The organism is Rhizobium sp. P1_B8, from assembly GCF_056406515.1.
On record NZ_JBFTZZ010000025.1, the window covers coordinates 61,416 to 85,431 of the forward strand.

Here is a 24,016-nt window from a genome sequence, read left to right on the forward strand (position 1 = left end):
CCGGGGCAGGGGCGGCTACACTGCTTTTGCCGCCCCTGCCCAGTCCTAAGCGTTAATAATCACGCGGCCTTTTCCAGGTCCTTCTTCCAGTTACCCTTGGCGGCGAGGCTGTTCATCTCGGCGCGGTGGGTGAATTCGCGCTGGCCGGCGGCGACGTTTTCCTGCTTGCCGCTCCAGGCCTTGAGCGCGCTGTCCTGCAGGGCGCGGCCGTAGGAGAAGGTGACGAACCAGGGCAGGCCGCCGGTGGCATTGATCGCCGAAAGGTGGGCTGTTGCTTCTTCGGTCGTCTGGCCACCGGAGAGGAAGGCGATGCCGGGAACGGCTGATGGAACGGTCGCCTTCAACACCTTGACAGTGCGTTCGGCAACTTCCGCGACCGAGGCCTTGCGGGCGTTCTTGCCGTCGATCACCATGTTCGGCTTCAGGATCATGCCTTCGAGGTTGACGCGGGCATCGGCGAGTTCCTCGAAGACGATGCGCAGCGTGAACTCGGTTACTTCGGCGCAGCGGTCGATATTGTGGTCGCCCGGTTTGCCGTCCATCAGGCATTCCGGCTCGACGATCGGAACGATCCCGGCCTCCTGGCAAAGTGCGGCATAACGAGCAAGCGCCTGAGCGTTGGCGCGGACGGAACCGCGGGTCGGCAAGGTCGACGAGATGGCGATGACGCCGCGCCACTTGGCGAAGCGGGCGCCGGCTTCATAATATCTGGCAAGTCGCTCGCCGAGGCCATCAAGGCCTTCGGTGATGGTTTCAGCGGGATATTTGGCCATCGGCTTGGCGCCGGTATCGACCTTGATGCCTGGAATGGCGCCGGCAGCGCGGATGATATCGACGAAAGGCGTGCCGTCCGCGGCCTTCTGGAACAGGGTCTCTTCGAAGAGGATGACGCCGGAGATATATTTCTTCATCGCTTCGTCGGAGCGGAAGAGCATTTCGCGATAGTCGCGCCGGCTGGTTTCGGTCGATTCGAGATTGATCGCGTCGAAACGCTTCTTGATGGTGGAGGTCGATTCATCGGCGGCGAGCAGTCCCCGGCCGCCCGTAACCATCTGCACTGCAATGTCTTCCACTCGTTCGCTCATTTCGTTCTCTCCACAACAATAAACATCGGCACTTCAGGAATATAGAACGCGGATAACAGAAGTTTATAGGGAGGAAAATGGAAGGCTAAGTCATTGAAACGATTGAATTCAATTCAATCGTTTGAAAGTTGGGATTTTTTTCGTCCCCTGAGCAAAAGACCGCGGAAGCTTCTTTTCTTCCGCGGTCTATCCACATGTAAAATCTGCGAAATCAGTCTTGCGGATTATTTTGCAGCGTTGAGGACCGCGACGCCGGGAAGCTCTTTGCCTTCCATCCATTCGAGGAAGGCGCCGCCGGCGGTCGAAACATAGGTGAAATCGTCGGCAACGCCGGCATGGTTGAGCGCCGAGACCGTATCGCCGCCGCCGGCAACGGAGGTGAGCTTGCCGGCTACCGTGCGCCCAGCAGCGTATTTCGCGGCAGCGACGGTTGCGGCATCGAAGGGTTCGATCTCGAAGGCGCCGAGCGGGCCGTTCCAGACCAGGGTTGCGGCGCGCTCGATCCAGGCGTTGATGGCCTCGACGGATTTCGGGCCGACATCGAGCACCATGGCGTCGGCGGGAATGGCGTTAATATCGACCGTCTCGTTGGCGGCGCCTGCCTTGAACTCGCGGGCGATCACGCCATCCTCCGGCAGGATGATGGCGCAGCCGGCGGTGGCGGCCTCGATCATGATCTGCTTGGCGGTTTCGGCGAGATCATGTTCGCAGAGCGACTTGCCGACATTGGTGCCGCGAGCGGCGATGAAGGTATTGGCCATGCCGCCGCCGATGACGAGCGCATCGACCTTCTTCACGAGGTTCATCAAGAGGTCGATCTTGGTGGAGACCTTGGCGCCGCCGACGATCGCGACGACAGGGCGAGCCGGATCGCCGAGACCCTTTTCCAGCGCCTCCAGCTCTGCCTGCATGGTGCGGCCGGCATAGGCCGGCAGGTGGTGGGCAAGACCCTCGGTCGAGGCATGGGCGCGGTGGGCGGCCGAGAAGGCGTCGTTGACATAAATATCGCCGTTGGCGGCAAGCGCCTTGGTGAGGTCGGGGTCGTTCTTTTCTTCGCCTTTGTGGAAGCGGGTGTTTTCCAGAAGCAGGATATCGCCGTCATTCATCGCAGCAACGGCGGAGGCGGCGGCCTCGCCAATGCAATCGGAGGCCGTCAGCACGGCATGATCAAGCACTTCCTCGACGGAAGGGGCGATCAGCGACAGCGACAGCTCCGGCGAAGGGCCATCCTTCGGCCGGCCAAAATGAGCCAGCAGGATCACCTTGGCACCCTTTTCGGACAATTCCATGATCGTTGGCGCCACACGCTCGATGCGCGTCGTATCGGTGACCTTGCCGTCTTTCACCGGGACGTTGAGGTCGACGCGGACGAGAACGCGCTTGCCGCGGATGTCGGAAAGATCGTCGAGGGTCTTGAAAGAAGGCATGGGGAGGATCCTGTCGTGGTTGGCGAAAGTTGCGCCGAACATAGCAAGGATCATTCGAGACGCAAGGCGTTCAACGGCCGTTTTCGCGTGTGCCTTCGTCGCGTCCGGCCGGCGCTTTCGGCGTGCTTTCGGAGGCCTTGGTTTCCCGGTTCCGGCGTCCGTTCAGTCGGTCGCGGATGCGCTGGGTGATGTCCTTGAGATTGATGAAGATCGGCAGCGTAATTGCCGGTTCGACTGCTTCGAGCGACATGCCGACGGAGGTGATGTGGTCGTGCTCGTCGAGATCGCGGACGATGAGGATGATCGAGCCGAGGCGGACGCGGTCGGCATAATCGGCCTTGCCGCCGAGGCGCTGCCGCATCAATTCGGCGATCGTCAGGCCCTTTTCGGATTCGTTGAGCAGGCCCGGGCCATAGGCGGCGTCGAGATCGGCGGCGGGGCGGGCGGGGGAGAGCGCGAAGGCTCCGAAGAATTCGGCATCGTCGTCATCCACCGGCGCCCGGCTGGCGAAGAGACGGTCGAGCAGCCGGGAATAGCTCGGCACGATGAAGAGGTAGACAAGATCGTGCTCGCGCAGCCGCCCGGCATATTGGTAGCGCATCGACTTGCCGTCGCGGATGACGAGCGAGGGTGTCGCCCAGCGCGGAATACGCTCGCCGCGCAGCACCGGGCTATCCTTGATGACGCGGTAGGAGAGCAACTCGTGGTTGGCCGCCCCAGGCAGGTCGACCTCGACCTTATCGACGGCGCCGATGCGCGGCGGAATGATCAGCCCGAGCTTCTTGGCGACGGGCTTGATCGTCCAGCCCTGGAGAAGCAACGAGACCAGCACGATGATGAAGGCGGTGTTGAAATAGATCTGGCCGTTCTCAAGCCCGCCGAGGATCGGCATGATGGCAAGCAGAATGGAGACGGCGCCGCGCAGGCCGACCCAAGCGACGAAGCCGATTTCCTGCTGGGTATAATCGAAGGGAAGCAGTGACAGCCAGACTGCCAACGGTCGGGCGACGAAGATCAGGAAGAGAGCGAGCAGGATGGCGGGCACGATGATGACAGGAAATTGCGACGGCGTGGCGAGCAGGCCGAGCACCAGGAACATGATGATCTGCGCCAGCCAGGTCATGCCGTCCTGGAAGCGTTTGATAGTTCCGATCGCCTGCATCTTGCGGTTCCCGGCGTAGATGCCGGCGACATAGACGGCGAGGAAGCCGCTGCCGCCGACCGCGCCGGTGAAGGAGAAGACGAGAAGAGCGAGCGCCAGCACGAAGATCGGCGTCAGGCCGCGATCGGTATCGAGCTTGCTGACGATCAGCACGATCATCATGCCGCCGAGCAGGCCGAGAATGACGCCGAGGCCCATCTGCTGCACGAACATGGCGAGCATGCCGATATTGATGCCGGCGTAACGCTCGCCGCTCGCCAGCACCTCGACAAGGGCGATGGTGAGGAAGATCGCCATCGGATCATTGGTGCCGGATTCCACTTCCAGCGTCGAGCGCACCTTGTCGCGGATGTTGATGCCGCCGATGCGCAACAGGAAGAAAACGGCGGCGGCATCCGTCGATGCGACGATCGAGCCGAGCAGCAGACCTTCCAGCCAGGTGAAATTCAACAGCCACATGGCGGCCAAGGCAAAGAGCGAGGCAGTGATCAGCACACCGACGGAGGCGAGCGCCAGAGAGGGCACGGCCGCCAGCCGAAAGGCCTGCATAGGCGTGCCAAAGCCGGAATCGAAGAGGATCACGGCCAGCGCAATGGAACCGAGAATATAGGCAAGGTAATTGTTGCTGAACTCGATGCCGAGGCCATCGACGCCGGCCGCAAGGCCGATCATCAGGAAGAGCAGCAGCAGGGGGGCGCCGAAACGGAAGGCGAGCAGGCTCGAAAAAGCGGCAAGAAGCACGAGCGCCGTCGAGACCAGCACCACGATATAGAACGCTTCCATGCCCACCCCTTTCCATCGACTGCTTCGCGAACACAGCCGCCCCGGCCGATCCGCCTTATTTCAAACCCTCCCTCACGCGCGATCCATCAGTAAACGGCAAAACGTCAGAGAAGGGTAGGCCTTGCGGCTTAACCTCGTCGCGATGCTGCTTCATGCTGCTGAACGGCTGCCGGACGGCCAACCGACACGGATGCTACGGGAGAAACTCTCTATAAAGAATGTATAGGAAAATCAGGCGAGAGCAGGGCAAAAGAGACAGGCACGGATTTTTCCTGCCGGTATCTGCGAATGGCAACAGGATAAGACACGCTCCTCCTTTCACGCGGCCCGTTTGCCTTGTCCAATGACGGGAAGAATGGATTGCAGGCGCGGATGCGGAGAGTTGGGAAAATGAACGCGGAGATTTTTCAATATCGGGTAGGACATGCCGGCCGCCCAGCGAGAGCAGCCGGCTGTCGTTTTGTGCCGGCAGCGACCGGCCCTTGCTCTGCTATCCCAACACTGCCTGAAGCACGACGATGGCAAGAAACGAGAGGCCAATGAACGCGGCAACCCAGATGACCAGACGATTAGCCTTTGCCAGCACGGCGGGTCTGACGTCCCGCTTGGGGTGAAACCGCTGCCGCCGTTTCAGGGTGGTGTGGGACAAGCGTTTTTGTGCCTCTACCATTTGTCACCTCCACTTGGCTCATTTTAGCCATTGTGCAGTGCTGTGCACTTCCTCAATCTAGCACGCTTGGCCAGCGGATTGCCAACCCGTGATCCATCCTTGCGGCCAGGGAATTCGTCGACGATGGTTTCGCGCAGGGACGCCTATCGAATTCGAACCCGAGGCAGCCTCAACTGCACCGCCATCCTGTCCTGCGAACGGCGGCGTCATATCGAACCCGTCGCTTCGATATGACGTCGAAACCGAAAAAAGATGCGGATTGTGGTCAGTCTTCTGTGTCCTCGCCCTCGTCGGTCAGATCCGCGACCGGGACCAGGAACACGACGAACTCGTCCTCGATGGTCCGTTCGGGATCGTCGTCGAATTCATAGGCGTGCTCGACTTCGCTTGCTTCCTCGGTGGTCGCCTTGCGCAAGCTCAGGGCCGCTTTGCGGTCCCACAGGGGCTTGCCTTCGGATTCCAGGATGGTCAGATCGTCGCGAAAGTCTTCCGCCTCGAAGAAATGCGTCGCTTCCTCGTGATTTTCCGAGCGAAAACTGGCAACGGCGCGGCCGGCGATTTCAACGGTAAAGTAATCCATCCATCTCTCTCATTTTCATGCGGACGACAGTGCTGCCGCACGGTATTGGCGTGGCCGCGCCTGGCCGGTGGCCAATGCGCGAGGAAACTGGGCATTTCGAATGTCCAGGGTGATGTATTCTAGCAGATCTCATCCGGGCGATGGACGAAAAGATGCCGGAGCGGTTCAGCTTCTCATCGAAGCGCAGAACCGCTCCAACTTTTTGTTTACGCAACTCCGGACGGAAAACCGCTTCGCACTTTTCCTGGGGTTGCTCTGGTGCGGGGAAGGCCGGTTTTGTTCGGAGGCACGGCAACAAAAAGCGGGCTCAGATGAGCTTGGCGAAAGCGACTGCCGTGTCGGACATGCGGCTGGAGAAGCCCCACTCGTTGTCGTACCAGGACAGGACGCGCACGAAGCTTCCTTCCATGACCTTGGTCTGATCGGTTGCGAAGATCGAGGAGTGGCTGTCGTGGTTGAAGTCGCGGGAGACGAGCGGCTCGTCGGTGTAGCCGAGGATGCCCTTCAGCTTGCCGTTTGCAGCAGCCTGGATGGCTTCATTGATTTCGCCAACGCTGGTCGCCCTCTTGGCGACGAACTTGAAGTCGACGACGGAAACGTTCGGGGTCGGAACGCGGATCGAGGTGCCGTCGAGCTTGCCCTTCAGATGCGGCAGAACGAGGCCGACTGCCTTGGCTGCGCCCGTCGAGGTCGGGATCATGGAAAGGGCGGCCGCGCGGGCGCGATACAGGTCCTTGTGCATCGTGTCGAGCGTCGGCTGGTCACCGGTGTAGGAGTGGATGGTCGTCATGAAGCCGTGGTCGATGCCGACGGCGTCGTCGAGAACCTTCACGACCGGCACCAGGCAGTTGGTGGTGCAGGACGCGTTGGAGATGACCAAGTGCTCCTTGGTGAGCTGGTCATGGTTGACGCCGAAGACGACCGTCAGGTCAGCGCCATCGGCGGGCGCCGAGACGATGACGCGCTTGGCACCAGCCGTCAGGTGGGCGGCAGCCTTGTCGCGGGCGGTGAAGATGCCGGTGCATTCCATCGCGATGTCGACGCCGAGTTCGCGGTGCGGAAGCGTTGCCGGATCCTTGATCGCCGTGACCTTGATCGGCTTGCCGTTGCCGACGATCATCGAGTCGCCCTCGACCTTCACCGTTGCCGGGAAGCGGCCGTGGATCGAGTCGTAGCGCAGCAGGTGGGCGTTGGTTTCAACCGGGCCGAGATCGTTGATGGCGACGACTTCGATGTCGGTGCGGCCGGATTCGACGATGGCGCGAAGGACGTTGCGGCCGATGCGGCCGAAACCGTTGATGGCAACCTTGACTGTCATGTTCATTCACTCCCGATAGAGTAGGGCCCGATAGGTGAGGGCCTGGAATTGAGGAGATGGAGAGCGCCTCAAGGCGCCCTCATTAAAGCTTTGCTTCCGCGGCCGCAACGACGGCGTCGGCGGTGATGCCGAAATGCTTGTAGACTTCCTTGACCGGGCCGGAAGCGCCGAAGCTCTTCATGCCGATGAAAGTGCCTTCCGGTCCGATGAACGCATCCCAGCCTTCGCGAACGGCGGCTTCGACGGCGATCTTGACCGGCGAGTTGCCGAGGATTTGCTTGCGATAGGCTTCCGGCTGCTCGAAGAACAGTTCCGTGCAGGGGACCGATACAACGCGGACGGTGACGCCCTTGGCTTCGAGTGCCGTACGAGCCGCAACGGCGATTTCGACTTCGGAGCCGGAGGCGAAGATCGTCACCTTGGCGTCGGCATTGCCGGCGAGCACATAGGCGCCCTGTTCGCAAAGGTTCTTTTCGCTGTATTCGGTGCGGGCTGCGAGCAGGTTCTGGCGCGTCAGAGCAAGGCCCGAAGGACGGTTGTGCGTCTTGATGGCGATCTGCCAGCATTCCGCCGTTTCCGTGGCATCGGCCGGGCGGAAGACCATCAGATTCGGGATGGCACGCAGACCGGCGAGCTGTTCGACGGGCTGGTGCGTCGGGCCGTCTTCGCCGACGCCGATCGAGTCATGCGTCAGGACGTGAATGACGCGGATGCCCATCAGCGACGCAAGGCGGATCGGCGGGCGGCAATAATCCGAGAAGATCAGGAAGCCGCCGCTGTAGGGGATGAGGCCGCCATGCAGCGCAATGCCGTTCATGGCAGACGCCATGCCATGCTCGCGGATGCCCCAATGCATGTAACGACCGGCGAAATCCGTCGGGGTGATCGAATGCATCTGGCTGGTCTTGGTGTTGTTCGACGGAGTCAGGTCGGCGGAGCCGCCGAGCGTTTCCGGCAGGAAGCCGTTGATGACCTCGAGCGCGTCCTCCGAAGCCTTGCGGGTGGCAACCGTCGGCTTGGTCTCGGCGAGCTTCTTCTTGTATGCGCTGATCGCGGCGTCGAAGCCTTCCGGCAGCTCGCCTGCCATGCGGCGGGTGAACTCGGCCCTGGCCGGAGCCTTGGCGAGGCCGTCTTCCCAGGACTTGACGAGCTCGACGGAGCGGGCGCCGGCTGCACGCCAGCTGTCAAGGACATCAGACGGGATGACGAAGGCTTCGGCTTCCCAGTTCAGCGCCTTGCGGGTGGCAGCGATTTCCTCGGCGCCGAGCGGGTTGCCGTGGACCTTGTGGGTGCCCTGCTTGTTCGGGGCGCCGAAGCCGATGATCGTCTTGCAGGCGATGAAGGTCGGGCGGTCGGACTTGTGGGCAGCTTCGATCGCGGCGGCGATAGCGGCCTGATCGTGACCGTCGATCTCGATCGTGTTCCAGTGAACGGCCTTGAAGCGGGCGATCTGATCGGTGGAATCCGACAGCGACACGGCGCCGTCGATGGTGATCGAGTTGTTGTCCCAGAACAGAACGAGCTTGTTGAGCTTCAGGTGGCCGGCGAGCGCGATGGCTTCATGGCTGATGCCCTCCATCAGGCAGCCGTCGCCGCAGATCGCATAGGTATAGTGATCCTGGAGATCGGAGCCGAACTCCTCGCGCAGCTTGCGTTCGGCAATCGCCATGCCGACGGAATTGGCAATACCCTGGCCGAGCGGCCCGGTGGTCGTTTCGATGCCGGTCGCGTGACCATATTCCGGATGGCCGGCGGTCTTCGAGCCGAGCTGACGGAACTGCTTCAGATCTTCGATCGTCATGTCAGGATAGCCGGTCAGATACAGCACCGAATAGAGCAGCATCGAGCCATGGCCGGCCGACAGCACGAAGCGATCGCGGTTCGGCCAGTGCGGCTTCTTCGGATCGAACTTCAGATATTTGGTGAACAGGACCGTTGCCACGTCAGCCATGCCCATCGGCATGCCCGGGTGGCCGGAGTTCGCCTTTTCAACGGCGTCCATGGCGAGAAAACGGATCGCATTCGCCATCCGGTCGTGTTGTTCGGGAGAGGTCATGGCTTTTCCGCAAGTTCCGGGTGTCGGGGGATGGCCTCGAGCCTCCAAGACCATCGAGTGAAAGCGGCAGAGACATAGCAGTTGGGACGGGCAAGTCAATAAATGGCGGGCCAAATCCGGGCGGGCAGCGGCGATTTTTGACATTTGATCGCGCGATTGTACAAATGACGAATTTGATGCGACGAGCATGTGGAAAACGCTCATCCACAGGATAGGCTGGCGGACAAGTGACAGGATTTATTGACGGGCCGTCGGCGAGCTGCATATCCTTTTGAAATCGCAGGATCGGCGCGGCGTGCCGATTCGCGGATCCTGCGCGGGAATCGGAAAGACATGATGCCCACAGGCAAAACCATGGAAGCAGCGCTCAACGAATTGAGACAGGCGATTTCGAGCCTCGAAAACGCCGTCGACATGCGCGTCGAGCGGCAGCGCGAGCAGGGCGAGATCGAGGGCGAGGTGCGGCGCGTGCACGCCGACCGTTCGCGGCTGGCGCAGGAGCTCGATCAGGCCGAATTCCGCGCCAACCGGCTGGAAGAGGTCAATCGCGAGGTATCGCGGCGGCTAGTGACGGCGATGGAAACGATCCGCGCAGTTCTGGATCGCTGATAGAAAGAGTTTGGCATGGCGCAGGTGACTGTAACGATCGACGGCAAGGCCTATCGCATGGCCTGCGAGGAAGGGCAGGAGGATCACCTGACCGATCTCGCCACCCGTTTCGACCGCTATGTCGGCCATCTCAAGGACCAGTTCGGCGAAATCGGCGATCTCAGGATCACCGTCATGGCCGGCATCATGATCGTGGACGAGATTGCCGAGCTGACGCGCCGCGTGGCCGGATTGGAATCCGAGCTCGAGTCGCTACGCGGCAATCGCGATACGGTGCTTGCCGCGACCGCCCGGACCGAAGAAAATCTTGCGGCAGCGCTGAGCGAGGTGTCGAGCCGCATCCGCGGCATCACCGACAAGCTGAATGGCCGGTCCGCCCCGGAACTCAATTGATCTCAATTAAATAGGGGCGGCCTTCCGTCGCCACTGGCGCGTCAGCGCAAACAACCTTATATATCGCCATGCGGTCTGCGCCTCTCGACAGGAACCACAATCCCTGGGGCCATACTCGATCCAAAGGGAGCTGTCCCTGGCCAGGCCCGTGGGCCTGGACACACGGCGCCCACCTACGTTTGTAGGCACCCAGGATCGTAAACATCCATCGGTGGTCGTGGATCGCACCCTTCCCTTTTATCGTCGGCAGGGATCCCGGATATGGCGGGCGAACGCGCGGCTTCCGCGTCCGCCCTTGTCAGTGCGCGACTACTTCTTCAGACCTGGAAGGGTGACCTGAAAGACCTGGAACATGGTGTCGACGTCGGCACCGCCGTCCGCCTTGTAGGCTGCACCCACCCGGAAACCATCCTGCGTCAAGAAGTCGTTGTCATTGGCGACGAACAGGAAGTAGTCGTCCGGCAGGTTCGGGTCGAGAACGCTCGCAAGCCCCATGGCTTCCCATTTTTCCGACAGATTGTTCTTGTCGTTCGGCGCGCCGTTGTGCAGGCCGAAGCGGGCAAGCTCGGCCTTGTCGTTGAGATCGATGAAGGGTGTCAGCGTCGCCGGCGTCAGCGAGGGATCGACGACGCCCTTCGGCGCGATCGGCTTGCCGGCGTCGAAATCGCTGCCGGCGATGTCGGTCGCGGCGGAAACGTCGACAATACCGACCTTGCGGTAGAGCGAGGTGTCACCCTTCAGGCCCTGGCCGTTGCCGCTGTCGCGGGCGAGCATCAGAAAGGTCTTGTCGGAAAGAGCGACGATTTCGCTCTCCGCGGCGATCGTCGTCTTGTCCTTGGCGTCCTTGAAGACCGGCAGCGGCACGACATATTCGTGCACCAGTTTCAGATGATCGGGATCGGCGGCGTCATAGATCATGGCGCGGGTATTTTGGCGGGTCGAGCCGGAATCGCCGCCGTCCTGGCGGGCAGCCGACTGCAGCACTGATATGATGAACTTGCCGTCCGGCGTCATCGCCATGCCTTCGAGACCCTGGTTGTTCTGGCGGCCGGTCTCCGGATCCTTCGGGTCCGGCGCGGATGCGCCGGGGCCGGGATTGTTGGAGGCGAAGCTCAGCGCGCCCTTGCGCATCGGCAAAAGCGCTTTCGGCGGCTGGGTGGCAGACAGCAGGTGGCCGTCGGCCGAGAAGTGATAGATATAAGGGCCATATTCGTCGCTGACGAACATGGTGCCGTCGGCCATGCGGATGATGGCTTCATTGTCGAGCGCGATCTTGCCGTTCGTCGCCTGCGGCAGCGGCGGAAAATCGCCGGCAGCGGGGCGGACGCCGGATTCCGGGTCGAGACCCGTCATGTCGCCCCCCTTGTCGTCGATGAAGAGCGTGGAATCGACGAGCTTTGCGTCGACGCCAGACTGTTCCTTGCCGGCCTCGGGTGCCGCACCCGGAGCGGTGGGTGTCAGGCCGATCGAGATGGTGTTCAGGCGGGGCCGATAGTCGACGGTGCCAACGGCGTTGTAACCGCGGTCGGGCAGCAGGTAGAGCGTGCCCTTGTAGCTGGCGCCGTCGCGACTCCAGGAGGCAGGATCGACTGCCATGCCCGAGCCGGAACCGAAAGTCTCGCCGAATTTGTCACGCTGGTTGGCCGGGATACGCCCGATGCCGACCAGGCCCTTGTTGACGAAGGTGAGGCCACCGACGGTGGCGGAATTCTCGGCACTTGCGACGGCCGGAATGGCGGCGGATGCGGCGAGAACCGCGGCGAACAGCCGCGATGCGTATGGTCTGACATTCTTCATGGAAATACCCTCCCGGTCAAAAGCGCTCTCGAAACGGTTTCCGCCCGCAGGCTGGACACCGCTTCAAATGACACCCCGGCCTGGATTCGATTTCCCGATGGCACAACATGCCCTGGATTTCGTCGCCCCATATCCCCGGCAGACGGTCTATGACGGGATCATGATATCTAGATGACACTTACTTCTCAGTGAAAGCGTCGTGCTGAAGAGGATCTCAGCTTTCGGCTATCCGCATTCCAGCTCGCTGCTCTATCCGACCGGATAGGGCCCTTCGGCAAAGATTTCGTCGTGGTAGCCTTTGGAGCCGATATCCAGTGCCAAGGGGCTTCGCCATTCCCTGTGGTCGCGCAGGCAATCGAGCACGAAACGGAAATCATATCGCGGCTGCCAGCCGAGGTCCCGTCTTGCGCGTTCGTTGACATAGACACGGTCGAGCGCCGGAAACATTTTCCAGCCGCGTGACGCGTAGAGGGCGCCTGCACCCGGGAACAGCCGTTCGACGACATGAGGCGCGTTATGCCTGATCGCGGCAAGATCGCTCGCCGAAAACGGCGTCGTGGCGGAGACGATGTAGCGGCCAAAGCCGATTGCCGGTGCCTTTTCCAGCGCCAGCAGATGGGCGCCGACCACATCGCTGATGTCGACGCGGCGGTGAAGAAGCTCGTTGGCCTGGGCATTCTCCGCCGAATATCTGTTTCGAATGGCGGGATCGTCGTCGTTTTCGGGAAAGAAGCGCGACGTCCTGAGAATGACCACCGGCAGGCCGGATTTGCGGGCAAAGAGTTCGCACAGGCCTTCGGCGGCGAGTTTCGTTACGCCGTAGATGTTTTTTGCGACGGGAAGCACGTCCTCGGTCACCCATGCCGCCGGTTCGCCGGCAACCGGCGTCAATGCCGCGCCGAAGGTGCTGGTGGTGCTGGTGAAGACGAAGCTCGCGACGCCTGCGGCGGTCGCCTCTTCGAGCAGGTGCAGAGCGCCGGCGATATTGGTGTCGAGGAAATCGTAATTGCCGTGGGTCGCTACATGCGGCTTGTGCAGCGTCGCGGCATGGATGACGTGGCTGATGCCTGACATCGCCTGCCGGACGAAGGCGCGATCACTGATCGAGCCGACCATGTCGGTGAAAGCCGAGGGCTTGATATCGATGCCGCGCACCCAGCGGCTTTCCGCCCTCAGGGTTCGCATCAGCGCCTCGCCGAGATGGCCAGCACTTCCGGTCACCAGTATCGTCATCACATCGTCTCCTAACCGTTCGGCGGCGGACGCTATAAAGACTAAGGTTTCCAGACAACGCATAAATTATGCATGGGAATGCAGGAAAGCTGCAGGCTCAGCCGATGGTCGTGACGAGACGGCCGGCGCTGCCATCGGAAAGCATGATCCTTTCCCAGGTCACGCGGCCGGCGGCGATCGGCAGCAGAGCATTGCCGTTGGCGCCGGTATCGAGGGTCAGCGACGAGAGCTTACCCGTGTGCCAGCCGCGCTCCTCCAGCGACTGCTCTGCGGCGGCGATCTCGGCGGAGGCGTAGGAGAACAGAGAACGGCCGAGAAAGGCGCCGAGCGGCGCCCGCCACTCCGCCTGCCGCGGGCGGGAGGCGGAGAGCAGCCGGTGGGTGCGGTCGCAGATCAGATGCACCGGCCGGACGGAATCCTCGACCAGCCGCTTCAGCGCCGCATCGACTGCTGCATGTCGCGGCGAGGCGAAAATCCGTTCCAGCTTGCCGGCCGTTTCGGGTGATAGGGCGAGCTGATCGCGCTCCCAGCGTGAGATCGTCGCCTGGTTGACGCCGAGGAGCTCGGCGAGATGTCCTTGCTTCATGCTGCGCAGCAGCCGCATGCGGCGTATGCCGGCTCCCGATATCGTCATCCGTCTGATCCCGTGCCGTTTTTGCCAGCATAAGGCTTCGGCGGACCGGGCGGCAAGGCGGTTTGACGCCGGGTCATTATTCAGGCTGACCTTCCAGGTCGCCTTTCAGCCGGTCGAGGATAGAGAGCGCATGGCCGGCATAGGCGCTGATCCAGCGGTCATAGATATGCTTGATCGGCAGGTTGTTCAGGTGGTTCCAGCGCTCGCGGCCCTCCTTCCTGGCGATGACCAGGTCGGCCTCCTCCAGCACCTTCAGATGCTGCATCACCGTGCAGCGGTCCATCTGCGGAAACATCTCGCAGAGGGTCCCTGTGGTTCGGGGGGCATCCTTGAGCAGATCGAGGATTTCGCGGCGGCGATGATGCGCCAGCGCCTTGAAGACAGGATCGTCGGTTGATTCGCTTGACATGTTATGTTTTTATAACATAATGAAGCCAAGTACAACGGAAACAGCCACAATGGAGAAGAGGAGAAGTGTCATGTCTCTCGGAATCCGCGTTTCCGGCCGCATCGGCCGCCCCGTCGCAGAGGTGTTCGATGCCGTCGTCAATCCGAAGAAGCTCAGCAGCTATTTCACCACGATTGGCGGGGCGAGCGCGCCGCTCGTGAAGGGCACGACGGTGACCTGGTGGAAGGATGCGCCGGTCGAGGTGGTCGAACTGGTGCCGGAAAGTCGCATCGTGCTGCGCTGGGATGGCGGCACCGGCGAGGACGAAGCAAGGTACAAGACGCTGGTCGAGATGAACTTCAAGCCGTTGGAAGACGGCGGCACCTTGGTGACCATTGCCGAGACCGGCTGGCGCGAAGACAATGCAGGCCGGCGCGGCACCTATCTCAATTGCGAAGGCTGGACGCAGATGCTTTGCTGCATGAAGGCTTTTGTCGAATATGGCATCAATCTGCGCGAGGGCATGTTCCTCAGCGAAATGAAGGGTGAGCCGGCCAGCGCGCCGGACATTTGACAGGACGTCGGTCTCAAGGAGGTCAGTGGCGCAATCGTCGCATTCGCCAATATCACCGAGACTTCGCTTGCCTGTCACACTGCGGGTGCTAATTTCCGGATTCGATACTTCATTTCGGTTTCCAGGAGATTCATTATGCAGCTTGGCATGGTTGGTTTGGGCCGCATGGGCAATTATATGGTCCAGCGCTTGATGCGAGGCGGTCACGAATGCGTCGTCTACGACGCCAGGCCGGAAAGCGTTGCCGAGCTCGCAGGCCTCGGTGCGACCGGCAGTGCTTCGCTCCAGGAATTCGTCTCGAAGCTCACCCATCCACGCGCCATCTGGCTGATGCTGCCGGCGGCGATCGTCGACAAGGTGCTGGCGAGCCTGGTGCCGCTGCTTGAGAATGGCGATATCGTCATTGACGGCGGAAACTCTTATTACCATGACGACATCCGCCGCGGCGCCGACCTCATCACCAAGGGCATCCACTATGTCGATGTCGGCACAAGCGGCGGCGTCTTCGGCCTCGAGCGCGGCTATTGCCTGATGATCGGCGGCGAGAAGGGTATCGTCGAACACCTTTCCCCGATCTTCGCGACGCTGGCACCCGGCGTCGGCAAGACGGAAGCCTCGCCGAACCGGAGCGTTGAAGCGGCTGCGGCCAGCACCGCGGAGCAGGGTTACCTGCATTGCGGTCCGCATGGCGCCGGTCATTTCGTCAAGATGGTGCATAACGGCATCGAATATGGCCTGATGGCCGCCTATGCCGAAGGCATCAACATCCTGAAACACGCCAATATCGGCGCAGCCTCGCATGAGACCGATGCGGAAACCGCGCCGCTCGCCCATCCGGAACATTTCCAATACGACTTCAACCTTCAGGATGTCGCCGAAGTCTGGCGCCGCGGCAGCGTCATCACCTCCTGGCTGCTCGATCTCACGGCCGATGCGCTGCATGCTGACCCCGCACTATCGAAATATGCCGGCCGCGTTTCGGACAGCGGCGAAGGCCGCTGGACGATCATGGCGGCAATCGACGAAAGCGTGCCGACGCCGGTGCTGAGCGCTGCGCTCTACGGTCGCTTCTCCTCGCGCGACAATGACGAATTCGCGAACAAGGTGCTGTCGGCGATGCGTGCGGGCTTCGGCGGCCACGTGGAAAAACCGGCCACGAAATCCTGAAGGCAAGCGACTTCACTCACCGTTCCGACAAAGCCGTCATCCTGAAAGCGAGCGCGGTTTCGTTCGAGGCGGCGGCGACGTTGATCTTTCCTAGCCATCGGTATGGTTTCCCTACTGCTTGCTGGCGGCAACGGTCGCGAGTATCCATTGCAAAGTGTCGGCGCTGCTTTGCACAAGCGACCGACATTTCATTGGAGGCGGTCATGGAGCGTGGCATGGCAGGGGGCTTGAAGGCCGTCATATCAGGCATACTGGCATTGCTTGCGCTTTTTTCGGCGGTTTCGCCTGTCTTTTCCCAGACGCCGCCGGCGCAAGTGTCGGCCGCGGCCGCCCCGCCGGCCGAAGTGCGTCAGATGATGGAGCTCATGCAGACTCCTCAGGTCAAACAATGGATGTCGACGCAAATGGCGACGGCGCCCGCGAGCGATTCGGCGGCCAGCGACCAGATGTCGGTGCTGTCAGGTCTGCTCCAGCACGCTCGCCGGCACGTCTCGATGGTCTCCGACGCGGCGATGACGCTGCCCTCGCAGGTCGGCCATGCTTCCTCGCTGTTCTTCGGTGAAATCGCCGCCACCGGATGGTCGCGCATGGTGGCGCAGTTTCTGGCGATTTTCCTGCTCGGCACCATCGTCGAGCGCATTGCCCGCTATGCCTTCCGCCGCCGCCGCCAGGCGGCGCAGATGGCGGGCATGCATCTCGCCCCGCGCGTCATACCGGCGCTGATCTTCGCAGTGGCGACGGCGCTTGCTCTTCTCAGCGTCAGCTGGCCGCCGGTCAGCCAGAGCATCGCGATCGTTTGCGTTGTCGCGCTTGTGGTCCAGCGCTTCACGATTTGTCTCGGCGGCGTACTGGTCGATCTCATCGGGCTTGCGCGGGTGGAGGAAGAACGGCAGGGTATCACTGATCCGATCATGCCGGCGCGCGCGGTTGCATTCTTCTGGTATCGGCGCTGTGCGACTTTCGTCATCTATTTCATTTTCGGCTGGGCGGTGATCCAGTCGATGGAGCCGCTCCGTTATTCCCCGAGTGTGCGGCTCCTCGTCGGCTACATCCTGGGCATCGGCCTGCTGCTGATCGCCATCGAGGCGGTCTGGTCGCGGCCGCATAAGGACGAGAAGCGTGGTCACGGGACCTCCTGGGCGCTCACCGTCTATTTCCTGTTGCTCTGGAGCCTCTGGGTCGCAGGCTTCAACTGGCTGCTCTGGCTCGGCATTTACGTACTGCTGCTGCCGCGCGTGCTTGCCGTCTCGACGATTGCGGTAAAATCGCTGCAGCAGACCGAAGCGAGCTTCCTTGCCACGCGCCGCATTGCAGCCGTGCTGCTCGACCGTGGCGTGCGGGCGCTGATCATTGCCGTTGCCGCCATCTGGCTTGGGCATATGCTCGGCGTCGGCGCCGATACCATGGCCGCGGGCGAAACGATGATCGACAAGATCGCGCGCGGCGTGATCGGCGGCATCGTCATCCTGCTTGCCGCCGATCTGCTCTGGCATGTCATCAAGGCCTATATCGACGGCAAGCTGCTCGATTCATCCGTGGATGGCGGAGCAACGGATGAGGAGAAGGCCAAGCGCGCGCGGATACAGACGCTGCTGCCGATCTTCCGCAATATTCTCGCCGTCGTGATCGCCGTCATTGCCGTTCTGATGGTGCTCTCCGGCCTCGGTATCGAGATCGGGCCGCTGATCGCCGGCGCCGGTGTCGTCGGCGTCGCAGTCGGTTTTGGCGCGCAGACGATCGTCAAAGACGTCATCAGCGGCATGTTCTATCTCTGGGACGATGCCTTCCGCATCGGCGAATATATCGAAAGCGGCAGCCACAAGGGCGTGGTCGAGGCCTTCAGCCTACGCTCGGTGAAGCTCAGGCATCATCGCGGGCCCCTGACGACTGTACCCTTCGGTGAACTCGGCGCAGTGAAGAACCTCAATCGCGACTGGACGATCGACAAGATCAGCCTCAACGTCAAATACGACACCGATCTCGTCAAGGCGAAGAAGGTGATCAAGCAGATCGGCCAGACGCTGCTCGAAAATCCGGAATTCGGTCCTCATATCATCGAGACGCTGAAGATGAAGGGTGTCGAGCAGTTCGGCGAATTCGCGATCGAAATCCGGCTGTCGATGATGACGAAGCCTGGCGAGCAATTCGTCATCCGCCGCAATGCGCTGGCGATGATCCGCAATGCCTTCCAGGAAAACAGTATCGAATTCGCCGTGCCGACGGTGCAGGTGGCAGGCGATCGCGACGCGGAGGTGGATGCTGCCGTCGCGCGCTACGCCGCCCATGCGCGGGCGGGCGGCGAGCCGGCGGCGTGAACCGCCTCACATCGCGCCGGCGGCTGCGATCAGCAGGCCGCCGATGATCGCCATGTTGGTTTTCCAGGTATTGATCGCGCTGTCGCGTGCCGTTCCCTGCATGTCCCAGAAATTCAGCAGCATGACCGTGGCGGCCAGCGTGAAGATGATGAGACCGAATGCCGCTGCCGCGACAAAAAGGCCGAGCATCAGCAGGATGCCGGCGACGATCTGGAACATGCTGCCCAAGACCAGCACCCATTTTGCAAAAGGGACGCCGCGGGTTTCGATCGCCTCGGTCAGCGGCACGATAACGAAAAAATGATGAATGCCGCCAGCGACATAGAGGCCGCCCAGCAGCAGACGTCCGAGGGCAAGCATCACGAAGGCCGGACCATCCTGCATATCGAACCATTCTCCCGTGTCTCAATTCTCCGTCGAGCGCAAGGCTCTGCCGAAGCTTACTAAAATGCAATGCGCCGCGACGCCTGCCAGCGCAAATTCGCCCCAATTGAGGATGATGGAGGCGCAGGCGGCGGGGCTGGGGTTGCGGCGGCATGGCTTCATAGAGCTTATATGCCGCTCATGTTACGTCTTTCGAAATGATTCCCGCCAAGCTGGAAGTTGCAGCAGGGTACGAGATGTCGGGGCACGGCAATTTGGAAGAGATGGAAGAAACGGACGGGTTTTCTTTTCGCGGGCTTTTCAGGCGTTACAGAACGCCGTTGATGGCAGCCGCGTCACTGGTGGTCTTCTGCCTCGTCGGTTACGCGATTATGCAGCTTACCAACGAGGTGCGTTATGACGACGTCGTCGGTGCGCTGGCGGCGACCAGGCCGAGCGCGATCCTGCTTGCGCTGTTCTTCACGGCGCTCAGTTTCCTCTCGCTGATCTTCTACGATCTCAACGCCATCGAGTACATCGGCAAGAAGCTGCCCTTTCCGCATGTGGCGCTGACGGCGTTCAGCGCCTATGCCGTCGGCAATACTGCCGGTTTCGGCGCGCTTTCGGGCGGCGCGATCCGCTACCGCGCCTATACGCGCCTCGGGCTCTCGCCGGAGGATATCGGCCGAATCATCGCCTTCGTCACGCTGTCCTTCGGACTGGGTCTTGCGGGCGTCGCGGCGATCGCCCTCATCGTCATCGCCGACGAAATCGGCCCGCTCGTCGGCGTGAGCCCCTTCCTTCTGCGGCTGATCGCCGGTTCGATCGTCGCCATTCTGGGCGCGGTGATGATTATCGGCCGTGACGGGCGTGTGCTCGATCTTGGCCCCGTCGCAATCCGCCTGCCGGATTCGCGTACCTGGTCGCGCCAGTTCCTCGTCACCGCCTTCGATATCGCCGCCTCGGCGTCGGTGCTCTACGTGCTGCTGCCGCAGACGGCAATCGGCTGGCCGGTCTTCCTCGCCGTCTATGCGATCGCCGTCGGTCTCGGCGTGCTCAGCCATGTTCCGGCCGGGCTCGGCGTGTTCGAGACCGTGATCATCGCCTCGCTCGGCAGCGCGGTGAACATCGATGCCGTGCTCGGATCGCTGGTGCTCTACAGGCTGGTCTACCATGTGCTGCCGCTGTTGATCGCCGTGCTCGCGGTCTCGGCGGCGGAGCTGCGTCGTTTCGTCGACCATCCGGCCGCCTCCAGTATGCGACGTATCGGCGGGCGACTGATGCCGCAGCTGCTGTCGGCTCTCGCGCTGCTGCTCGGCGTCATGCTGGTGTTTTCGAGCGTCACGCCGACGCCGGACCAGAACCTCGAATTCCTCTCCAACTATCTGCCGCTGCCGATGGTCGAAGGGGCACATTTCCTCTCCAGCCTGCTGGGGCTGGCGCTCGTCGTCGCCGCGCGCGGCCTCGGCCAGCGGCTCGACGGCGCCTGGTGGGTGGCCGTGTTCTCGGCGCTTGCTGCGTTGACTTTGTCGCTGCTGAAGGCGATCGCGCTCGTCGAAGCCGCTTTTCTCGCCTTCCTCATCTTCGGGCTCTTCGTCAGCCGCCGGCTCTTTACCCGCCAGGCCTCGCTGCTCAACCAGGCGCTGACTGCGTCCTGGTTGATGGCGATCGCCGTGATCGTCGTCGGCGCCGTCGTCATCCTGCTCTTCGTCTATCGCGACGTCGAATACAGCAACCAGCTCTGGTGGCAGTTCGAATTTACGGCCGAAGCGCCGCGCGGGCTGCGCGCCGTACTCGGCATCACCATCATCTCGTCGGCGATCGCCGTCTTCAGCCTGCTCCGGCCGGCGAGCTTCCGGCCGGAGCAGGCGACGGACGAGGCGCTGGTGCGTGCCGTCGAGATCGTCATGAAGCAGGGCAACGCCGATGCCAATCTGGTGCGCATGGGCGACAAGAGCATCATGTTTTCGGAAAACGGCGAAGCCTTCATCATGTATGGCCGGCAGGGCCGCTCCTGGATCGCGCTGTTCGATCCGGTCGGCGACCATCGCGCCGTGCAGGAACTCGTCTGGCGTTTCGTCGAAGCGGCGCGTGCCGCTGGCTGCCGGGCCGTGTTCTACCAGATATCGCCCGCGTTGCTGTCCCATTGCGCCGATGCCGGCCTTCGCGCCTTCAAGCTCGGCGAACTGGCGGTGGCCGATCTGAGGACCTTCGAGATGAAGGGCGGCAAATGGGCAAACCTTCGCCAGACGGCAAGCCGCGCCCAGCGCGACGGGCTGGAATTCGCCGTCGTCGAACCGCAGGACGTGTCTTCCGTCATCGATGAACTAGCCGCCGTTTCGACGGCCTGGCTCGAGCTTCACAATGCCAAGGAAAAGGGCTTCTCGCTCGGCGCCTTCGATTCCGATTATGTCTCCTCGCAGCCGGTCGGCATCCTGAAAAAGGACGGCAGGATCGTCGCCTTCGCCAATATCCTCGTGACCGAATCCAGACAGGAGGGCACGATCGATCTCATGCGCTTCTCGCCGGACGCGCCGAAAGGCTCGATGGATTTTCTCTTCGTGCAGATCATGGAATATCTGCGAGGGCAGGGTTTTACCCACTTCAATCTCGGCATGGCGCCGCTCTCCGGCATGTCGAAACGCGAGGCGGCGCCCGTCTGGGACCGCATCGGCAGCACCGTCTTCGAACACGGCGAGCGCTTCTATAACTTCAAAGGCCTTCGGGCATTCAAATCCAAGTTTCATCCGCACTGGCAACCGCGCTATCTTGCGGTCTCCGGAGGGGGCAATCCGATGATCGCGTTGATGGACGCGACATTTCTGATTGGGGGCGGATTGAAAGGGGTAGTGAGAAAATGATCAGGACAATCCTTCTTGCCACGGCATGCGCCTGCATGCTCGCGGCCGCACCGGCTGATGCCGCCGAGGAAACCACGCAAAGCTTCGAAACCGGGCTCATCCCGTCGCCGCACATCTTCCTGCCGGAAGGGGAGGTGAAGGGCACGGTGATGCTGATCTCGGATGCCGCCGGCTGGGGCGACTATGAGAAGGCCGAAGCCGACAGGTTGGTCGCCGAAGGCGCCGTCGTCATCGGCGTCGACTTTCCATCCTATATCCAGGCGCTCAGCCGGTACGACGTCAGCCTCAACGACGGCTGTGTCTACATGGTGTCGGACATCGAATCGCTCAGCCAGCAGGTGCAGCGCGCGACCGGCAACAACGCCTATCACCTGCCAATCGTCGCCGGCATCGGCGAGGGCGGGACCTTGGCGCTGGCGATCGCCGCGCAAACGCCGGATGCGACGATCGGCCAGACACTTGCCGTTAATCCGGTCGCCGGCATTCCGCTTGCCCAGGCGCTTTGCACGCCGGCGTCCAAGCAAGTGGTCGGCGAACGCACCGTATATGGCCTCAGCGACGGCGTCCTGCCGGACCCGATCATTACCGTCTTCACGCCTGATGCCAACAAGGATGGCCGGGCACATGCCGAGGCGCTGAAGAAGGTCCATGACGCGATCGAGATCCGCGACTCCACCGACGATGCGCAGACGGCGTTTGCCGATACGCTCGACGATCTCGTCACTGCCTCCGGCGCCTTCGGCAACCCGCTTGGCCTGCCGCTGGCTGTGCTCGAGGCGACCCCCGCCTTCGATACGATGGCGGTGATCTATTCTGGCGACGGCGGCTGGCGCGACATCGACAAGGAGGTCGGCGGCACGCTGCAGAAGGAAGGTATTCCGGTCGTTGGCGTCGATTCGCTCCACTATTTCTGGTCGGAGCGCAAGCCGGACGAGACCGCCGCCGATCTTTCGAAGATCATCGATTTCTACCGCAAGCAGTGGAAGGTGAAGCATGTGCTGCTCGTCGGTTATTCCTTCGGTGCCGATGTCGTGCCCGCCACCTACCAGCTCCTCAAGCCAGCCGAAAAGTCGGCGGTGGCGCAATTGTCGCTGCTGTCGCTTTCGCACGAAGTCGACTACGTCATCTCCGTTCTCGGCTGGCTCGGCCAGAAGACGGAAGGCGCGGGAGGCGATCCCGTCGGCGATCTGAAGAACATCGATCCGAAGCTCGTGCAATGCATCTACGGCAAGGACGATGATGATGATGTCGCCTGTCCGGCGCTGAAAGATAGCGGCGCCGAGGTCATCGAACTGCCCGGCGATCATCACTTCGACGAGAATTACGACCTTCTCACGAAGACGATCATCGACGGCCTGAAGAGACGACTGCAGGACTAAAGCGCAGCGCGTCCGATAGGACGCTAAGGTCGCTTTAACACTTTGAAATCAGCGCATCAGCGTTTCTTCGTTCCAGCCGAGCGCGGTGAGTTCCGTGCCACGAAACCGCGCATCGTCGGCAACGATGAATTCGTCGAGTTGCGGCGGAGCGACGCTGGTGCCGGAGAGCATCGCATGCACCTGGCCGCGATGATGGGTCTGGTGCTGGAAGAGGTGACCGATCACGTCTTCCATCCGCTCTTCTTGGATGCGGGCGCCGCGATGGAGGCTGATGGTCGAGGTGAGCCTCTGCGGCGTCAGGGCCTCGCAAAGTGCCACCAGGCGCTGATCGACCCTCGCCTGTGCTTCTGCCAGCGAGGAAACGTCATCGAATGGTTCGTCGGCCTCGAAGGCCTTGAGCCCGAGCGTTCCGCCTTCCAGGCCGTCGACATAGAACCAATCGACCGTGATGATGTGGTTCAAGGTTTCCTTGATCGAGGGGAAGAAGCTGGTGCGCGGCGCTTCGAATTCGCCGGGCTTCAATGTCGCGCAGGCTTGAAGCAGCCGGCGGTTGGCAAGGGCGTTGTTGTAGGCAAGTTTTCGGAATGGCCTGACAGGATCGAAGGTCGGCATCGGCGCATCTCCTCTTTAAGCGCTTTTGGCTACAGCGCCGCGCGCCTTTTGAGGCGCGCAAAAGACGCTGTAACACCTTGAATTGCTTGCATCAGTTCTTGTCATCGAGATCGCCGTCCCGCCAGACGAGATGACGTGGCGCAATGGGCAGGCTCTCGATTTCATCGGCGATGAAATAGGGCGGGATGTCGAGTGTGGTCAGGGCACTACGCGTTGCTGGCACCCATTTGAATTCGAGATAGTTGTCGCCGTCCTCGATCCGATGGATGATTTCGCCCGGCCGGAAGGGGAATTCCGCCGGGATGTCCATCAGATAATAGAGGCCGAGTTCATGCCAGTCGCGCTGTTCGTAGTGGAAAAAATTCTCGACGATCCACAGCAGGCGGAAGACAGTGACTTCGACGCCCAGTTCCTCCACCATCTCTCGTTTGAGCGTTTCCTCCGACGTCTCGCCGATTTCCGCCCTGCCGCCTGGAAAGGTCCAGAAGGGTTCATGCACGGCGCGATGAACGAGCACGTGGCCATCGCGAAAGCCGAGGCCGGCGATGCGATAGTTGAAACGCTCAGCGCCCGCATTCAGGCGGATGAGAGTGCGCTTGGTCATGCCATT

The 24,016-nt window shown here is 61.8% G+C and carries 21 protein-coding genes and 1 other RNA gene; 8 read left to right on the forward strand and 14 right to left on the reverse strand.

The features are described from left to right. Positions 1-59: 59 nt before the first annotated feature. From AC1D2N_RS25885 to tkt, 7 genes are all read right to left on the reverse strand, one after another. Entirely contained in the window at positions 60-1,085 is a 1,026-nt protein-coding gene (locus AC1D2N_RS25885) for a class I fructose-bisphosphate aldolase (protein WP_018243473.1), read from the reverse strand. Between the two features lie 224 nt (positions 1,086-1,309). Continuing rightward, the gene (locus AC1D2N_RS25890) at positions 1,310-2,512 is read right to left on the reverse strand and encodes a phosphoglycerate kinase (protein WP_028733506.1); all 1,203 of its coding nucleotides are present in this window, start codon (positions 2,510-2,512) and stop codon (positions 1,310-1,312) included. A gap of 70 nt (positions 2,513-2,582) precedes the next feature. Continuing rightward, on the reverse strand, positions 2,583-4,457 hold the full coding sequence (locus tag AC1D2N_RS25895; RefSeq protein ID WP_026188519.1) for a potassium/proton antiporter: 1,875 nt from the start codon (positions 4,455-4,457) through the stop codon (positions 2,583-2,585). Positions 4,458-4,947: 490 nt separating this feature from the next. Next, on the reverse strand, positions 4,948-5,127 hold the full coding sequence (locus AC1D2N_RS25900) for a hypothetical protein (protein ID WP_018243470.1): 180 nt from the start codon (positions 5,125-5,127) through the stop codon (positions 4,948-4,950). Positions 5,128-5,392: 265 nt separating this feature from the next. After that, entirely contained in the window at positions 5,393-5,707 is a 315-nt protein-coding gene (locus tag AC1D2N_RS25905; RefSeq protein WP_018243469.1) for a hypothetical protein, read from the reverse strand. A 307-nt stretch (positions 5,708-6,014) separates the two neighbouring features. Continuing rightward, complete coding sequence (gap, locus tag AC1D2N_RS25910) at positions 6,015-7,025, reverse strand: type I glyceraldehyde-3-phosphate dehydrogenase (RefSeq protein WP_130758978.1); 1,011 nt, start codon at positions 7,023-7,025, stop codon at positions 6,015-6,017. 82 nt (positions 7,026-7,107) lie between these two features. After that, a complete protein-coding gene (gene tkt / locus AC1D2N_RS25915) occupies positions 7,108-9,081 on the reverse strand; it encodes a transketolase (protein ID WP_026230595.1) in 1,974 nt (657 codons plus the stop codon). A gap of 333 nt (positions 9,082-9,414) precedes the next feature. On the opposite strand from tkt, the gene AC1D2N_RS25920 reads away from it, so the two are divergent. From AC1D2N_RS25920 to ssrS, 3 genes are all read left to right on the forward strand, one after another. After that, positions 9,415-9,690, forward strand: a complete 276-nt coding sequence (locus AC1D2N_RS25920; protein ID WP_012758879.1) for a DUF4164 domain-containing protein — start codon at positions 9,415-9,417, stop codon at positions 9,688-9,690. Positions 9,691-9,705: 15 nt separating this feature from the next. Further along, a complete protein-coding gene (locus AC1D2N_RS25925) occupies positions 9,706-10,083 on the forward strand; it encodes a cell division protein ZapA (protein WP_018243466.1) in 378 nt (125 codons plus the stop codon). 69 nt (positions 10,084-10,152) lie between these two features. Continuing rightward, a non-coding RNA gene (gene ssrS, locus AC1D2N_RS25930) (6S RNA) lies at positions 10,153-10,311 on the forward strand. A gap of 81 nt (positions 10,312-10,392) precedes the next feature. On the opposite strand, the gene AC1D2N_RS25935 is transcribed toward ssrS, so the two are convergent. From AC1D2N_RS25935 to AC1D2N_RS25950, 4 genes are all read right to left on the reverse strand, one after another. Then, positions 10,393-11,880, reverse strand: coding sequence for an esterase-like activity of phytase family protein (locus tag AC1D2N_RS25935; RefSeq protein ID WP_130759654.1), 1,488 nt, complete (start codon positions 11,878-11,880; stop codon positions 10,393-10,395). A gap of 249 nt (positions 11,881-12,129) precedes the next feature. Beyond that, positions 12,130-13,113 (reverse strand): NAD-dependent epimerase/dehydratase family protein, encoded by a 984-nt coding sequence (locus tag AC1D2N_RS25940; RefSeq protein WP_130758976.1) that lies wholly within the window; start codon positions 13,111-13,113, stop codon positions 12,130-12,132. Positions 13,114-13,210: 97 nt separating this feature from the next. Then, positions 13,211-13,747 carry a helix-turn-helix transcriptional regulator gene (locus tag AC1D2N_RS25945; protein ID WP_130758975.1) on the reverse strand — a complete coding sequence of 179 codons (537 nt, stop codon included), beginning with the start codon at positions 13,745-13,747 and terminating at the stop codon, positions 13,211-13,213. A 76-nt stretch (positions 13,748-13,823) separates the two neighbouring features. Then, complete coding sequence (locus AC1D2N_RS25950) at positions 13,824-14,156, reverse strand: ArsR/SmtB family transcription factor (RefSeq protein ID WP_130758974.1); 333 nt, start codon at positions 14,154-14,156, stop codon at positions 13,824-13,826. A gap of 70 nt (positions 14,157-14,226) precedes the next feature. Between AC1D2N_RS25950 and AC1D2N_RS25955 the strand changes: the two genes are divergently transcribed. The 3 genes from AC1D2N_RS25955 to AC1D2N_RS25965 all read left to right on the forward strand — a co-directional run bounded on the left by AC1D2N_RS25955 (position 14,227) and on the right by AC1D2N_RS25965 (position 18,191). Beyond that, on the forward strand, positions 14,227-14,709 hold the full coding sequence (locus tag AC1D2N_RS25955; protein WP_130758973.1) for an SRPBCC domain-containing protein: 483 nt from the start codon (positions 14,227-14,229) through the stop codon (positions 14,707-14,709). A gap of 135 nt (positions 14,710-14,844) precedes the next feature. Beyond that, positions 14,845-15,876 carry a phosphogluconate dehydrogenase (NAD(+)-dependent, decarboxylating) gene (gene gnd / locus AC1D2N_RS25960; RefSeq protein ID WP_130758972.1) on the forward strand — a complete coding sequence of 344 codons (1,032 nt, stop codon included), beginning with the start codon at positions 14,845-14,847 and terminating at the stop codon, positions 15,874-15,876. Between the two features lie 203 nt (positions 15,877-16,079). Continuing rightward, positions 16,080-18,191, forward strand: coding sequence for a mechanosensitive ion channel family protein (locus tag AC1D2N_RS25965; RefSeq protein ID WP_130758971.1), 2,112 nt, complete (start codon positions 16,080-16,082; stop codon positions 18,189-18,191). 6 nt (positions 18,192-18,197) lie between these two features. On the opposite strand, the gene AC1D2N_RS25970 is transcribed toward AC1D2N_RS25965, so the two are convergent. After that, on the reverse strand, positions 18,198-18,575 hold the full coding sequence (locus AC1D2N_RS25970; protein ID WP_065278036.1) for a DoxX family protein: 378 nt from the start codon (positions 18,573-18,575) through the stop codon (positions 18,198-18,200). Between the two features lie 236 nt (positions 18,576-18,811). Here AC1D2N_RS25970 and mprF point away from each other — a divergent pair, with 236 nt between their 5' ends. Next, positions 18,812-21,415: a bifunctional lysylphosphatidylglycerol flippase/synthetase MprF gene (mprF, locus tag AC1D2N_RS25975; RefSeq protein ID WP_130759091.1), complete on the forward strand. Its 2,604-nt coding sequence runs from the start codon at positions 18,812-18,814 to the stop codon at positions 21,413-21,415. Then, the gene (locus AC1D2N_RS25980) at positions 21,412-22,794 is read left to right on the forward strand and encodes an AcvB/VirJ family lysyl-phosphatidylglycerol hydrolase (protein WP_130758970.1); all 1,383 of its coding nucleotides are present in this window, start codon (positions 21,412-21,414) and stop codon (positions 22,792-22,794) included. The genes mprF and AC1D2N_RS25980 overlap by 4 nt, the downstream gene beginning before the upstream one ends. A 48-nt stretch (positions 22,795-22,842) precedes the next feature. On the opposite strand, the gene AC1D2N_RS25985 is transcribed toward AC1D2N_RS25980, so the two are convergent. Both AC1D2N_RS25985 and AC1D2N_RS25990 read right to left on the reverse strand, forming a co-directional pair. After that, positions 22,843-23,406, reverse strand: a complete 564-nt coding sequence (locus AC1D2N_RS25985; RefSeq protein WP_018243455.1) for a DinB family protein — start codon at positions 23,404-23,406, stop codon at positions 22,843-22,845. Between the two features lie 91 nt (positions 23,407-23,497). Next, positions 23,498-24,010, reverse strand: a complete 513-nt coding sequence (locus tag AC1D2N_RS25990) for an NUDIX hydrolase (RefSeq protein ID WP_018243454.1) — start codon at positions 24,008-24,010, stop codon at positions 23,498-23,500. Positions 24,011-24,016 lie beyond the last annotated feature (6 nt).